This window comes from Ruegeria sp. HKCCSP351, from assembly GCF_017872535.1.
In the GTDB taxonomy this organism is placed as follows: Bacteria; Pseudomonadota; Alphaproteobacteria; order Rhodobacterales; family Rhodobacteraceae; genus Ruegeria.
Window position 1 is genome coordinate 271,310 of the sequence record NZ_JAEDOV010000001.1, and the last position, 14,638, is coordinate 285,947.

Annotated in this window: 12 protein-coding genes; 1 reads left to right on the plus strand and 11 read right to left on the minus strand. The window is 58.1% G+C overall.

Annotation, left to right across the window (positions count from 1 at the left end):
* Positions 1-180: 180 nt before the first annotated feature.
* Positions 181-726: a DUF2087 domain-containing protein gene (locus tag I9182_RS01335; protein WP_209596000.1), complete on the plus strand. Its 546-nt coding sequence runs from the start codon at positions 181-183 to the stop codon at positions 724-726.
* Between the two features lie 43 nt (positions 727-769).
* On the opposite strand, the gene I9182_RS01340 is transcribed toward I9182_RS01335, so the two are convergent.
* From I9182_RS01340 to I9182_RS01390, 11 genes are all read right to left on the minus strand, one after another.
* Complete coding sequence (locus tag I9182_RS01340; RefSeq protein ID WP_209596002.1) at positions 770-3,907, minus strand: multidrug efflux RND transporter permease subunit; 3,138 nt, start codon at positions 3,905-3,907, stop codon at positions 770-772.
* A gap of 3 nt (positions 3,908-3,910) precedes the next feature.
* Positions 3,911-5,068, minus strand: a complete 1,158-nt coding sequence (locus I9182_RS01345; protein ID WP_209596005.1) for an efflux RND transporter periplasmic adaptor subunit — start codon at positions 5,066-5,068, stop codon at positions 3,911-3,913.
* Positions 5,069-5,317: 249 nt separating this feature from the next.
* On the minus strand, positions 5,318-7,036 hold the full coding sequence (metG, locus tag I9182_RS01350; protein ID WP_209596007.1) for a methionine--tRNA ligase: 1,719 nt from the start codon (positions 7,034-7,036) through the stop codon (positions 5,318-5,320).
* A 206-nt stretch (positions 7,037-7,242) separates the two neighbouring features.
* Positions 7,243-8,463, minus strand: a complete 1,221-nt coding sequence (locus I9182_RS01355) for an MFS transporter (RefSeq protein WP_209596009.1) — start codon at positions 8,461-8,463, stop codon at positions 7,243-7,245.
* A gap of 80 nt (positions 8,464-8,543) precedes the next feature.
* Positions 8,544-9,140: a YceI family protein gene (locus I9182_RS01360; protein ID WP_209596010.1), complete on the minus strand. Its 597-nt coding sequence runs from the start codon at positions 9,138-9,140 to the stop codon at positions 8,544-8,546.
* Positions 9,137-10,351, minus strand: a complete 1,215-nt coding sequence (locus tag I9182_RS01365) for an MFS transporter (protein WP_209596011.1) — start codon at positions 10,349-10,351, stop codon at positions 9,137-9,139. Before I9182_RS01365 ends, I9182_RS01360 begins: the two co-directional genes overlap by 4 nt.
* 62 nt (positions 10,352-10,413) lie before the next feature.
* A complete protein-coding gene (locus tag I9182_RS01370; protein ID WP_209596012.1) occupies positions 10,414-11,034 on the minus strand; it encodes a hypothetical protein in 621 nt (206 codons plus the stop codon).
* Between the two features lie 48 nt (positions 11,035-11,082).
* On the minus strand, positions 11,083-11,664 hold the full coding sequence (locus tag I9182_RS01375) for a TIGR02281 family clan AA aspartic protease (RefSeq protein ID WP_209504139.1): 582 nt from the start codon (positions 11,662-11,664) through the stop codon (positions 11,083-11,085).
* Positions 11,665-11,705: 41 nt separating this feature from the next.
* A complete protein-coding gene (locus tag I9182_RS01380; protein ID WP_209504138.1) occupies positions 11,706-12,326 on the minus strand; it encodes a MarC family protein in 621 nt (206 codons plus the stop codon).
* Positions 12,323-12,715 (minus strand): ACT domain-containing protein, encoded by a 393-nt coding sequence (locus I9182_RS01385; RefSeq protein ID WP_209596013.1) that lies wholly within the window; start codon positions 12,713-12,715, stop codon positions 12,323-12,325. Before I9182_RS01385 ends, I9182_RS01380 begins: the two co-directional genes overlap by 4 nt.
* Entirely contained in the window at positions 12,712-14,562 is a 1,851-nt protein-coding gene (locus I9182_RS01390) for an ABC-F family ATP-binding cassette domain-containing protein (protein WP_209596014.1), read from the minus strand. The genes I9182_RS01385 and I9182_RS01390 overlap by 4 nt, the downstream gene beginning before the upstream one ends.
* Positions 14,563-14,638: the final 76 nt, after the last annotated feature.

Genomic DNA, 14,638 nt, shown 5'->3' on the forward strand with positions numbered 1-14,638 from the left:
CTCTTGGCGGGTGATGCGTGTTGTGCTAGCCGTTGGTCACGGTCGGCAGTCACCGAGGCGTCGCTGCTCTTACCCAGAGTGCTAAACCTGCCAATGTATGTGAAACTATCGCAACCATCAGGGCGTTGTTTCGTCAAGTCAGCGACCAACGATCGCGCAAACGCCCGATATGGATTTGTGATGAGCAAAACTCCTGTACCCTTGCACGCCGATGATTTGACCGGATTCGTGCGCACCCTGTCCCAACAGCTTGGCGATTCCAGCCCGTCGCACCTGACACTGATGAATATGGTCGCTCGTGCCGCCGGGTTTCAGAACGTGCAACATATGCGCGCCACCAGTGCTGCTGCCAGGCGGATCAAGGCCCGTCAGAAACAACCGGCTGCTGAAATGCGCACGGTTGAGCGTACATTGCACCTGTTCGACGCACAAGGCAGGCTTCGACAATGGCCGTCAAAACGATCGGTGCAGACTTTGTCTTTGTGGGGGCTCTGGTCTGCGATACCGGCAGCCGCGGTGCTGCAAGAGGGTGAGGTCAACGTGTGCCTCAATGCCGAACATTGTTTTGATGACCCTGCAACCCTGCGCCGGACCATGATTTCCTGTGGGCTGCTGACACGGAACCGGGATGGATCGGATTATCGCCGGGTCGAGCAGGCACCGACACCAGAAGCAAAGGTGGTGATCCGGGAACTCTCTGAACGTCGGCGGGGAAGACCAGACTGACGTTAAGAAAAAAGCCCCGCTGATGGGCGGGGCTTTGATCGGATCAGGCCGCTTCTTCTGAAGGGCCGGGATCGTTTTTGCTGCCTTTCAGCCACTCACGCATGCTTTGCATCAGGGCGTAGAGGACAGGCACCACGATTACGCCAACCAGCGTCGCGGCCAACATGCCACCGAACACGGCGACACCGATGGCTTTTTGGCTGGCCGCACCCGCACCATTGGCAGCCAGCAGCGGTACGACGCCTAGCAGGAAAGACAGGGCGGTCATCATGACAGCGCGGAACCGCTGATGAGCTGCCTCGACGGCAGCGTCCTTGATCGAAAGACCCTTGGCGCGCTGTTCCATTGCAAACTCGACGATCAGAATGCCGTTCTTCGAAGCAAGGCCCACCAGCATGATCATACCGATCTGCGTATAGAGGTTGATGTCACTGCCAACGATGGCAACCGCGGCCACCGCGCCGAACAGGGCCACGACCACAGACAGCAGGATCGAGACCGGCATAGTCCAGCTTTCATACTGTCCCACAAGAAACAGGTAACCGAATAGGATGGCCAGCCCCAGAATGATGATCACCAGGCTGCCGGACGCCAACTGTTGTTGTGCCGTCCCCGTCCATTCGAACGAGTATCCCGGCGGCAGGGCCGAAGCAGAGACCTCTGTCATCGCGGTGATCGCATCGCCGCTGGAAAGGCCCGGTGCAGGCACCGCCGTAACCGTTGCCGACCGGAACAGGTTATGCCGTTTCAGCAGAACCGGCCCCAACACGTTTTCTACGTCGATCAGGGTGCCCAGTGGCACCATGTCGCCCTTCTGAGAGCGCACATAGAGGCTGGCAATGTCATCGACATTGTCGCGATAGCTGCCTTCCGCCTGGATCATTACGCGATAGACGCGACCAAACAGGTTGAAGTCGTTGACATAATACGACCCCAGCTGGGCCTGCATGGTCTGGAAAATCTCAGCCACCGAGACGTCCAGTGTTTTGGCTTTCTCGCGGTCCAGATCCACGAACAGCTGCGGAACGTTGGCGCGGAATGTCGTATAGGCCTGCCCGATCTCGGGGCGCTGGTTGGCCGAATAGACAAACGATCCCACAGCCGAAGCCAGATCCTGCGGCGAGCCGCCTCCGGTTTGCTGCACCTCCATCTCAACCCCGGCAGACATGCCAAGACCCTGAATTGGTGGCGGGTTGAAGGCAACGGTCGAGGCTGCGGTTTCGTTATTCGCGATGGCCAGCACCTTGCCCAGAATGGCCTTGGCGCTCAGGTCTTCCTCCTGCCGTTCGGCCCAGTTGTTGAGGTTCACGAAGATCGCAGCGCCGTTGGTAATTGTGCCGTTCAGCAATGAAAAGCCATTGATCAGAACGGTGCTGGACACACCCGGGATCTCGCGTATCTGGTCATCGAGGCGCTTTGTCACAGCTTCGGTCCGTTCCAACGTCGCGGCGTCAGGCAGTTGCACGTCAACAAAGAGATAACCATTGTCTTCCAGCGGGATAAACCCGGCTGAGGTGTTCGACATGATCGCCCCTGTTCCCATGCCAAGACCAACCACGATGGCCAGCGCGATAGCCGGAAAGACAAGTAGTTTGCGAACAATAGCGACATAGCCGTTGCGAACGCCACCAATGAAGTTTTCGAACAGTGCAAGCAGCCCTTTGGGCGGCCCTGAGCGGGCCTTAAGGACCAGGCCGCACAGGGCAGGTGACAGTGTCAGCGCGTTGATGGACGAGATCACAACAGCAGTCGAGATCGTGACAGCGAACTGAGAGTACAACCGCCCTGAGATGCCCGGCATGAAGGTCACCGGCACGAATACTGCCAACAGAACCAATGTGGTTGCGATGACCGGGCCTGTGATCTGCCCCATCGCCTTACGGGTCGCTTCGGCTGGGGGCAGCCCCTCATCAGCGATGATGCGCTCGACGTTTTCAACAACGACGATGGCGTCATCGACCACAATACCGATAGCCAGCACCAGTGCGAACAGCGAGATCGTGTTCAACGACATGCCAAAGGCCAGCAAGAAAGCAAACGTGCCAATCAGTGAGACCGGGATGGCAACCGCCGGAATGATCGTGGCACGCCAACTGCCGAGGAACACAAAAACGACCGAGATCACAAGTGTGAAGGTCAGGATCAGTGTGGAAACAACGTCATTCAAAGAAGCTTCGACAAAGTCGGTCGTGTTGAAGGGGACATCATATTCGACATCCGTCGGGAATGCGCGGGACAGCCGCTCCAGTTCCGCCTGCACGCGCTCTGAAACGGCGAGGGCGTTTGCGCCGGGCGCTTGATAGATACCGATCACGGTTGCGGGCACGGACTGAAAATAGCCGGACGCCGAGTAGAACTGTGCGCCAAGCTCAACCCGGGCGATGTCCCTTACGCGGACAATTGCGCCGGCATCTCCGGTACGGATCACGATGTCGCCAAATTCTTCGGCTGACGTCAATCGCCCCTTGGATTTGATCGTGTATTGAAAGGTCTGTCCTTCGGGCACAGGCGGCGCACCAATCGACCCTGCAGACACTTCGATATTCTGTTCGCGGATCGCGGTGATTACATCGCCTGGTGTGATGGACAGGGCTGCCATCTTGTCAGGGTCCATCCAGACCCGCATGGCGTATTCAAGGTTGGTCAGAACATCAGCCTTACCCACGCCTTGCACACGCGCCAGCGCATCGCGCAGGTTGATCGAGGCATAGTTGGAAAGAAACACGCTGTCATAGGTGCCGTTGGGCGAGGTCAGCGTGACCAGCATCAGCATATTGGTCGACGATTTTTGTGTGACAACGCCCGAAGATGTCACTTCGGCTGGCAGCGACGACATGGCCTGCGCCACCCGGTTTTGAACGTTGACCGATGCGATGTCGGGATCGGTGCCGACCTCAAAGGTCACATCCAGCGAATAGGACCCGTTGTCCGATGATCTGGACGTCATGTAGATCATGTCGTCCACACCGTTGACCTGTGCCTCGATCGGCGCGGCAACGGTGTTTTCAACGGTTTCGGCGTTTGCGCCGGTATAGGTGGTCGAGACGTTGACCACGGGTGGGGTGATATCGGGAAACTGCGCGACCGGCAGCACCAGGTATCCGATACCGCCCATGATGGTCAGCACCAGCGAAATGACGAGCGCCAGCTTGGGCCGGCTGATGAACAGGGCTGAGAACATCTGTTACTCTCCCGGTTGCTCAGAGGCGACGACTGCGTCAACAGCGACACCGGGGCGAACCCTTTGCAGGCCCTCGACGATTACGCTTTCGCCTTCGCGCAAACCTTCGGTAACGATGATGGCGGTACCTTCCGTGTTGCCTGTGGTGATGTATCGCTGCTCCACCATCTGTTTGTCGTTTACTACAAGCACAAAGTCACCGCGCTGGTCGCGTTGCAGCGCAGCTTGCGGCACCAGAACTTGCAAGGTCGGTTGCAACGCTTCGATCTGCACATTCACGAATGCACCGTCCAGGATCAAACGGTCGGCATTTTCGAACTGGGCGCGCATTGTGATCGCGCCGGTCAACGGGTCGATACGATTGTCAACAAATACGATCCTGCCCGTTTCATCCAGCTTGGTTCCATTTGGCAGCGTGATATGCACATTGGGGCTTTGCGGGCTGTCCGCAAGAGAAGCGGAATTTGCGCCAACGGTCTGAAGAACCGAAGTGAAGAGTTTTTCGTTGAGCGAGAAATTCACATAGATTGGCGTCTCGCTAACAATGTTCACCAGCGGCGGGTTGGTCGGGCCGACCACATCACCGACACTGGTGGTGATGCTGCCTATACGTCCATCAAAAGGCGCGTGGATCTGTGTATAGCTGAGGTCCAGTTCGGCCTGCTGGATCGCTGCATTTGCGGCCTTGACCTGAGCCTCGGCGACCAGTTCGTTGGCCCGCGCGATGTCGCGTTCGGATTCAGGTGTCGCGTCGCGCTTGTAAAGCTCTTCCTTACGCGCCAGGTCCACCTTGGCCAACTCAAGATTTGCCTCGGCCCGGTTCAGATCGGCTTTTCGGGCCTCCAATGTCGCCTCGTAAAGGTCCGGTTCGATAGTGAACAACAGGTCGCCTTCCTTGACCGTAGCCCCATCTTCGACATTCCGGCTGTTGAGAAAACCGTTCACGCGGGCGACGATGTCGACCTTATTGATCGCCTGAGCGCGCCCTATGAAGGAAGCCTCGTCGGTGATTTCTTCGGTGTAGGCGGCCGCAATCGTGACTTTCGGTGCCGCTCCTTCGTCCTGTGCAGTTGCAGGTTGGACCAGTCCCAGGGATATCAGCAATAATGCGGTGGCAATTGGATTGCGGGCCTGAGTTGGAAAAGGGAAAATTTGGGACATGGCGAAAGCCTCGTGCATTTCAGAAACAATTGGTGTCCATCCCGGCGGTCACAATCGCGCGAGTCGACAAAACTTGTTTGCAGGATGGCTTGTTTACCACGATTTCTCAAGCGCGATGAATCCCGAGGTGGTTTGCGATGACGCCAAAATTTGCAGCAACTAAGCTGGTTTAGGTGTCGGCCCGTTCCGAGGTGCCGAACGAAAACAGGGGCCGACGGCCCCCGTTTGAGCTTTCGAATATCAGGGCGGTCAGCCGCGTTTTCCGGCGAATTTTGCCTGCCATTCTTCGCGCTGTTCGTCTGTGATCTTGGCGAACAGAACGTCTGGCACGGTAAAGTCGTGACCCGCGGGTAGCGCGTTCAACGCTGCGGCCACGTCTTCCGGCCAACTGGTGTCGAGCGTGTTTATGGCGCTTAGCATCTTGGCCGAGGTATAAGGGATGAACGGCGCGCTGAGCACGGCATAGAACCGGATCAGGTTCAGGCCCAGGCGTACTTGTGCAGCGGCCTGTTTGGGGTCTTCCTTGAAGGTTGACCACGGTGCCGCTGCTTGCAGGTATTCGTTGCCAGCCACCCAGATGGCACGCAGTTCCTGAGCCGACTTGCGGACATCCATTGCTTCCATATGCGCCTCGTAAGCGCGGACGCGTTTGGTGAGTTCGTCGATCAGAGCGTTCTCACGCTCGCCAAAGTCACCGCCTTCGGGCACCACCTCACCGAATTTCGAGCGGCAGAACTTGGTGATGCGGCTGACGAAGTTGCCCAGAACATCGGCCAGATCCTTGTTCACGGATTGTTGGAAGTTCTCCCACGTGAACTCGCTGTCGCTGCTTTCTGGCGCATGGCTCAGCAGCCACCACCGCCAGTAGTCAGCTGGCAGAATCTCGAGAGCCTGATCCATAAAAACGCCACGCCCCTGCGAGGTCGAGAACTGGCCGCCGTCGTAATTCAGGTAGTTGAAGGATTTCAGGTGGTCGACCATTTTCCACGGCTCGCCCGATCCCAGAATAGTGGCGGGGAAAGAAAGCGTGTGAAACGGCACGTTGTCCTTGCCCATGAACTGGACATAGCGCACATCGTCCGCGCCCTTATCGGTGCGCCACCAGCGTTCCCACTCGGAATCGGGTTTCCCCGTGGAATCCGCCCATTCCTTGGCACAGGCGATGTATTCGATCGGCGCGTCGAACCAGACATAGAAGACCTTGCCTTCCATACCGGGCCAGTCCTGATCGCCTTTCTTGACCGGAACGCCCCAGTCCAGATCGCGGGTGATCCCCCGGTCTTGCAACCCGTCGCCATCATGCAGCCATTTCTTGGCAATGGATGTGGTTAGGATCGGCCAGTCGGTTTTGCTGTCAATCCAGGCATCCAGCTGATCCTTCATTGCCGATTGGCGCAGATAGAGGTGCTTGGTCTCGCGCACTTCCAGATCCGTCGAGCCCGAAATGGCCGAGCGCGGTTCAATCAGGTCGGTCGGATCCAACTGCTTGGTGCAGTTTTCACACTGGTCGCCACGTGCGTTCTCGTATCCGCAATTGGGGCAGGTGCCCTCGATATAGCGGTCCGGAAGAAAGCGACCATCTGCGTTGGAATAGATTTGCTTTTCCGTGACCTCGCGGATCAACCCGGCCTCATCCAGCTTTCCGGCAAAATGTTGGGTCAGCTTTTTATTCTGCTCGCTGGATGAGCGGCCAAAGTGATCAAAGCTCATCCCAAAACGTTTGGCGATGTCGGCCTGAATTTCGTACATGTCCGCGCAATACTCGGCCACCGGCTTTCCCGCCTTGGCCGCGGCCAGTTCGGCCGGGGTGCCATGTTCGTCGGTGGCACACAGGAACATGACCTCGTTCCCCCGGCCACGCTGGTAGCGTGCATACAAGTCGGCAGGCAGTTGCGAGCCGACCAGGTTGCCGAGATGCTTGATCCCATTGATGTATGGGATCGCCGAGGTGATGAGAATCCGAGCCATATTCCGTTTCCGCGTATCTAACTGCGCGTTCGTCTAACCTAAGTCACCGCTCAGCAAAAGCCCGGTTTCGTAGATGACTGGAATAACTCTGATTTGTGACGCGCGCCTGATGGGACGACCAAGTCACCGATGGCCGTTGTAAACCGATCAGAATGTGGTCAGCCAATACGTAGACTCTCCGAAATGCAGGGCTGCGGGTCCGCTATTCATTCCTCTCGGGCGCGTTTCAGCAGCCTTCCGACAGTAAATGATGTACGCGGCGCGTAAACATAATTGGTTCTCTCCTCTGGTGTTGGACGGGAACGCATCCGGGCCAGTCCGAACCCGATCAGGAACACATGTCCAACCGCGACAAATGCAAACAAAGCGCTGGGACCGAAATCCTGGATCAGTGTTGATGTGATATAGGGAGATGCAATTGCCCCCAGCGCGTACCAGAACATCAGGGCGGCAGACAATTCGACCCTTTGTTCGGTCGTCGCAAAATCGTTGGCATGCGCGGAGGACACCGAAAAGATCGGGAATGTCGTGAAGCCAAAAAGCCCTGCGGCCAGCATGACACCGACGGTTCCCGTGTCGCTTGCTGCCATTGTAACCCCGCAGCTTAGTACCGCCGCGACCGAAAGCCAGATCAAGACCCAGCGCCGGTCATACTTGTCAGCGAGCCATCCCATCGGATACTGCGCCAGTGCTCCGCCCAGAACGAAAGAAGCTAGGAAGAAGGCGATTTGATCCACTCCCAGCCCGACTTCCTGACCGTAGACTGGCCCGACCATTCGGAAAGATGCTGAGCTGAGTGCAGAAACAATGACGCCTGCAACGGCCAATGGCGAACTGTGCCACGCCAGTTTCGGGCGCAGCCGAGGTGCGTCAGGCGTCCTCGGTTGACTTGCGCGTGTCAGGGTCAGAGGCAGCAACGAGGCGCAGCACAGGATAGCCAGGAGGTTATAGGAAACATACGAGGCGGGTGGCAGGATGGCGATGATCAACTGTGCACTCAGCGAGGCACCCATATCGACTATGCGATAGGTGCCCATTGCTCGACCGCGTGTCTCATTGGTCACTTTTGCATTCAGCCAGGCTTCGATGACGGTGTAGCAGCCTGCCACACATGTGCCTGAGGCAATGCGCAGCGCCGCCCAGACGTAGGGATTGTCTGTCAGGGTGTGCCCGATCAACCCCATCGCGCCCAGCGCCGTGCATACGGCAAATGCGCGGGAATGCCCGACGCTGCCCATCAGTCGCGGCGCCCACCAGCAACCTATGAAAAAGCCGAGGAAATGTGCCGAACCCAGCATACCGATCTGTTCGGTCGAGAAGTTCAGTGTGATCCCGGAAATGGCATCAAGTGGCCCGACGCCGCCCGTTGAAAGCTGAAGCAGAATGACCGAAAGAAACAGAGCGGCAAATGAAATGATCGTGCGCATGGTTTTCTCAGATAGGCGGCGTCACCGGACAATGCGCGCATCTATTCGACTTTATCCAGTCGTTTTTTGCTTTTTGTGGTTTAGGTTGCGCGAATGATCTCGGCATGGATGTTCAGTCCGACGTTTTTTCCGACCAGATCATGATAGCCCGAAGCGCCGAAGTCGTGCCGGTTCAAAGTCCCCGTCAAACCTATGGACAGGCGGTTCAGGTCGTTCGCGGCTGTTCCGGGCTGGCGGTAGAGGTTGGCCTCCAAGGTGACCGGGCGCGTGATACCGCGAACTGTCAGTTCCCCCGTGATACGAGCACCATTCGATATGCGCCCATCCGCGCCCAGTTGAATGTCAGTCGATACGAACTGAATTGTCGGAAAGGTTTTGGTGTCCAATACACTGGGACCGAGCATTGGCATGCGGGCAAAGGGCAAGCGAGTCTTGGCCATGTTAACATCCAGAACCACTGTGACCTGGCTGTTTTGCAGGCGGTGCATGTCAATCTGTACGTCAGCCTGCCGGATCGGCATTGAACCGGTCTGGGGAATGCCAGACAGATCAAAGGTAAAACCGACCACGGTGGCTTTCGTTGATAAGATGTATGGCTGCAACGCGGCCTGCGCTGTACTAGCCAAAGGCAGAGCCGCCATCCCTGCAAGCACCTTGCGGCGGGTCAGGAGTCTCATGCCATGACCGCGCCTCGTCTGGGACGGGATCTTTTGAGCAACATCAGTATGATGGCAATGTTCAAACCGTTCCAAAGAATGCCGTTGACGAAAGCGAGTTGGTAACTTCCGGTGACATCGTAAATCCAGCCTGACATCCAGCCACCAAGCGCCATGCCAAGAATTGTCATCATCATGACGAATCCGACTCGCGCACCGGCTTCTTGCGGCGGCATGTATTCGCGGACAACCAAAGCGTAGCTGGGCACGATGCCACCCTGCGCCAGACCGAATAGCAAGCTGATCACGTAAAGTGAGACCATCCCGTCATATGGCAGGAACAGGAACAGCGCGATGCACTGCAATACAGAGCCGATCAGAAGTGTCATGACGCCGCCGAGACGGTCGGCCAACAGGCCCGAGACAATACGGCTGGCGACGCCACCCAGTAGCATCAGCGATAGCATTTCAGCCCCCACTGCGGGGCCATATCCCAGCCCGACGCAATACGACACGATATGGACCTGTGGCATGGACATCGCTACGCAACATCCAATGCCGGCCAGACCAAGAATGTACTGCAACACGCGCGGTGAAACACCGACACTGCGTGCGTTGATCCGGGCTGTGGCCGCGGCGGTGCTGTGCGCCTCGATTGGGACCTTGCGGCGCAACAACAAGGAAAGGGGGATGACAACCAGCAGCGTCAGAGCCGCCAATGTCAGATAGACCTGCTGCCAGCCGTCGCGTGCCAGAATACCGGCGAGCAGGGTGGGCCAGATTGCCCCAGACAGGTAATTCCCGCTGGCCACCAGTGCGACGGCGATTCCGCGCCGTTTCATGAACCAGTGCGAGATATCGGCGATCAAGGGCCCAAATCCGATCGATGTTCCCAGCCCGACCAGCAGATGCGCCACAGATAGAAGCATGATATTTGGAGCCAGCGTTGCCAGCGCATAACTGATTGCGCTTAAAACAGCTGCGCCGATCAGCGCGCGTGTTACCCCCAACCGGTCAACCAATTGCCCCAGCCACATATTCCCCAGCGCGAATCCTATCATCGTAAGCGTGTATGGCATCGAGGCTTCGGCGCGGCCGACGCTGAACTCAGCTTCTACGGCGGGCATGACCACGATGACCGCCCACATTCCCACATTCGCCACAGTTGCGATGGCGAGCGTGATCAGGAGGCGTATCCAGGAATAGCGGCTGTCATGGATCGGGTGGCTCATGCGGCGACGCTAGGGTGCGATCCGGAGTTTGGCCAGTCACATCTTGCGTGATCGTTGCGGCTTCACGCCAGAATGTCCTCTGTTTTGGTGCGTTTCAGGTGCAGACCGGTACGGGCAGCAGTCTGAGTGGCCTGCCAACTGACCGGGGGCAGGGCGCGGGCGCGGCGGCGGGTCAGGGTCCAGTGCCTGGCATCCCCCTGATGGGCGGCGGCCATGTGCCAGCGTGTCTCAACCCCTTGTGCGCCGCCCTCACCGGGCGTCAGCAGCAAGCCAAGCGGGGCATGGCCCATCGTGCCGCCTTGTTCTGCGGCCAGATGCATCCGCCGCACCGGCGTCAGCCCCGGTGCGCCGGGCAGGTCGCCTATGATCAACGGGATGGCCCCGCTGCGCAGCGCCTCTTCAATACACCATAGCAGATCTTCGGCGCGGGTGGGATGGACGAACAGAAAACGCGCCGGATCAGCAAAGGCCATAATTCCGTCGGGGTTCAGTTGGGCGGGCTCCCACGCGGGGGAAATCCACAGCACGGGGCCCTGTGTCTGACCGGCCAGCCAGATGGCAAAGCTGCGCCGGGCGGGGCCGCAAGCCTCGTGCACGCGACCCGGTTGCAGGGTGATCTGGGAATGGAGATTTACCCCCGGTACGTGACGCGCAGGTTTGTGGCCAAGAAGCTGAGCAGACATGCCCACAAGTTATCATGTTCCCTTTTTGTTCTCAAGAGGTGAGAGACATCAACGGGACAGGATCAGTTTGCCATCCGCAAACTGGATGCTTGAAAAACGGTGCAGGTACTCCATCCCCAAAAGAGACTTATCCAGTTCGCCCTCGTTGACCCAGGCCGAAACATTCTGATCCGTAATGGGTCCTACCGTCAGGGTCTCAAGCCGCACCGGCGCAGTACGCACCTCACCATTTGCAGTCAAGGCGCGCCCGAAATAGTTCAGCTGATCGGGATCAATGCCTGCCCTTTTGGCGTCCTGAGCGTTCAGCACGATCTGGCTGGCGCCGGTGTCGACAAGAAAGGTGATCAGCTCACCATTCACCAGAACCGGAAGGTAATAATGGCCATCATAGGCACGGGGAACCTCAACCGAGTTTCCGGTGACACTCATCTGCGGTGCGGGACCGACCGAGGAGCGAATATCCTCCCACAGACCGACCAGTGCGATGACCCCGACGAAAATGAACACCCATGCCATCACCTGCTGCAACGTCTTGCCGAGCGACTGCCGATTGTGGGTGACAAACCACATCAGCAGCGCCGCCCCAAGCAGGGCCAGATAGATCAGGCGTCCAATATCGAAACTGTCCATGCGGTTCCCGGAAATCCCCTTAACCTTGTGAATATGGGGGTTTAAGATGCGAATCCAAAGGCCTTGAGGCCATCAAGAATAAACTGAACAGACAATGCAGCCAGCAGCATCCCAAGAAGCCGGGTCAACACGTTCAGCCCGGTTTTCCCCAAAAGCCGTGCCACGGCCCCAGATGAAAGATACATCACAAAAACCATTGCCAGTACGACCAGCATAACGCCGATGACCACGGCCAGACCCTGAATGCCGGGATGTTGACCGGCCAGTAGAATCATGGTGGCAATCGCACCAGGCCCTGCAATCAGTGGGATACCCAGTGGAAACACCGACGGGTCCGGATGTTCTTCCTCTTCGGCGCTGTTTTCACGACGTTTGGTCCGGCGTTCAAACAGCATGTCGAGCGCGGTCAGAAACAGCAAAACACCCCCCGCAACGCGAAACGCCTCCATCGAGATGCCGACAAATCCCAGCAGCGCTTCGCCGAAGGCCGCGAACATCGCCAGAATGCCGCCAGCAGTCAGGCACGCGCGTATCGCGACAGAGCGGCGCGTGTGCCAATCCATGTTCTGGGTCAGGGCCACAAAAATCGGCGTTTGCGCTGGTGGATCAAGAACCACGAAAAGCGTTGTGAACGCGGTGATCAGAAATGCGGTGTCAATCACTCTTTGCTACTCTGTTGCAGATGTTTCAAAATTTTCAGGGCGTCTTCGGCCAATCCTGACGGAACATAGACATGATCGTGGTGATAGCCCGCAACCATGTTCGCCGGAATTCCGGCCTGTGCCAACGCCCCCGAGACCGCAGCGGTCAGACCCACGCCTTCCAGCGAGGAGTGTACCTGAAGCGTGATACAGCGCATAGCGACCGCCTCTTTTGGTGCGCAATTAATCGGAACGATTAAAGACAGCCCTTCGGCCTCGACATAACTGGCGCGTGTCCCGTCGGGCCAGTCCATATCTTCGGGCCAGACAACAAATGCGAATTCGCAGGGTTGAATTTCGGGGCGCATTCCCGCGATCATCGCTTTGGTTTCAACAACGGGATCGCTCATACCGTTTCCGCCTGTTCCAGTCGCTCAGCAGCGGCGATCCAAAGCGCTTCTGCTTTTTGCATGGCCTCGACCACTTCGGCGAATTTGCGGTTCCAGGTTTCCAGATCGTTGATCTTGTCGTCCTCGTATAGCTCCGGGTCGGCCAGTTTTGCCGCGAGCTTGTCGTGCATCTCTGTCAGTTTCTCGACCCGGTCCTCGCATTTGCGCAGGTCCGCGCGCAATGCCAGCATGGTATCGCGCGAGGCGCGTTTGGGCTTCTCTGTTTGCGGCTTTTCCTTCACCGGTTTGTCACGCGCCAGCAAAAGGGCACGATAGGATTCAAGGTCACCGCCATAAGATTTGACCGTACCCTCCGAGACCAGCCACAACCGATCGGCAACAAGCGACAGAAGGTGCATGTCGTGGCTGACCAGCACGACAGCGCCGGAATAGGCCGTCAGCGCCTCGACCAGCGCCTCGCGGCTTTCGATATCCAGATGGTTCGTAGGCTCGTCGAGGATCAGCATATGTGGCGCGTCGATGGTGGCCAGCAGCAGCGACAGGCGCGCTTTTTGCCCACCCGACAGGCGGCCAACCTCGGTTTCCGCCTGAGCCGCGTTCAAGCCGAACCCCGCCAAACGCGATCGCCACTTGCCCGGCGCTTCGTCAGGGCGCAGACGGCGCAGGTGGTCCAGCGGCGTTTCGTCCACGTAAAGCTCATCCACCTGATGCTGTGCGAAATACCCGATGCGCAGCTTGCTGCTGCGGGTCATCTTGCCCGCCATCAGGGGCAGGCGGTCTGACAGCAGCTTGGACAGAGTAGATTTGCCCTGACCGTTCTTACCCAACAGCGCGATACGGTCATCCTGATCGATGCGCAGATTCAGGCGGCGCAGTACTTCGGTTTCGCCATAGCCGGTGACACCACCTTCGATCTGGATGATCGGCGGCGACAGCTCCTCGGGTTCGGGGAAGGAAAACGCGCGCAGCGCGGCCTCTTGCGGGGTTGAGACCAACTGGATGCGTTCGATCATCTTCAGGCGCGATTGGGCCTGTACGGCTTTCGACGCCTTGTAGCGGAAGCGATCCACAAAGCTTTGCAGGTGTGCGATGCGGGCCTTGGCCTTGGCGTTTTCCGTTTCCGCCTGTGCCAGCCGTTCCGCACGGCGTTCCGCGAACTTGTCGTAAGGCACCGCGTAATAGGTGAGTTTACGATCCTCCAGATGCAGGATCGACCCTACGGCACGGTTCAACAGGCCCCGGTCATGGCTGATGATAATGACCGTGTGCGGATATTTCGCCAAATAGCTTTCCAGCCATAGCGCGCCTTCAAGGTCCAAATAGTTGGTCGGTTCGTCCAACAGCAACAAATCCGGTTGCGAGAATAAAACCGCCGCCAATGCCACGCGCATCCGCCAGCCACCGGAAAAATCCGAGCAGGGGCGCGATTGGTCGGCGTCGTCAAACCCCAATCCCTTAAGGATCGAGGCTGCGCGGGCCTCGGCCGACCAGGCGTCGATATCGGCTAGCCGGGTCTGAATTTCGGCAATTCGCGTGGGATCCGTTGCGTTGCCAGCCTCGGCCATCAAGGCGCTGCGTTCGGTATCAGCGGCCAGAACAGTGTCGATCAGCGAAACGTCAGACGAGGGGACCTCCTGCGCGACCCCACCAATGCGGGTGCGTTTGGGAACCGCGATATTGCCCGATTCCAGCGCCAGTTCCCCGCGGATCAGGCGAAAAAGCGTAGTCTTTCCCGTGCCATTCCGGCCCACAAGGCCAACCTTGTGACCGTCTGGTACGGTTGCGCTGGCGCCATCAAACAATGGGCGGCCTTCAACGGCATAGGTGATGTCTTCGATCCGTAACATGGGGCGCTCTTAGCAGAGGTGTGATGCCGCCGCCAGCGGCTTGGCGTTTTCAAGCGTCAAGTAATGTGTTAGCGCT

Coding starts and splice junctions, on each gene's coding strand:
- I9182_RS01335 (WP_209596000.1), top strand. CDS start 181: ATGAGCAAAACTCCTGTACCCTTGCACGCCGATGATTTGACCGGATTC.
- I9182_RS01340 (WP_209596002.1), bottom strand. CDS start 3,907: ATGTTCTCAGCCCTGTTCATCAGCCGGCCCAAGCTGGCGCTCGTCATT.
- I9182_RS01345 (WP_209596005.1), bottom strand. CDS start 5,068: ATGTCCCAAATTTTCCCTTTTCCAACTCAGGCCCGCAATCCAATTGCC.
- metG (WP_209596007.1), bottom strand. CDS start 7,036: ATGGCTCGGATTCTCATCACCTCGGCGATCCCATACATCAATGGGATC.
- I9182_RS01355 (WP_209596009.1), bottom strand. CDS start 8,463: ATGCGCACGATCATTTCATTTGCCGCTCTGTTTCTTTCGGTCATTCTG.
- I9182_RS01360 (WP_209596010.1), bottom strand. CDS start 9,140: ATGAGACTCCTGACCCGCCGCAAGGTGCTTGCAGGGATGGCGGCTCTG.
- I9182_RS01365 (WP_209596011.1), bottom strand. CDS start 10,351: ATGAGCCACCCGATCCATGACAGCCGCTATTCCTGGATACGCCTCCTG.
- I9182_RS01370 (WP_209596012.1), bottom strand. CDS start 11,034: ATGTCTGCTCAGCTTCTTGGCCACAAACCTGCGCGTCACGTACCGGGG.
- I9182_RS01375 (WP_209504139.1), bottom strand. CDS start 11,664: ATGGACAGTTTCGATATTGGACGCCTGATCTATCTGGCCCTGCTTGGG.
- I9182_RS01385 (WP_209596013.1), bottom strand. CDS start 12,715: ATGAGCGATCCCGTTGTTGAAACCAAAGCGATGATCGCGGGAATGCGC.
- I9182_RS01390 (WP_209596014.1), bottom strand. CDS start 14,562: ATGTTACGGATCGAAGACATCACCTATGCCGTTGAAGGCCGCCCATTG.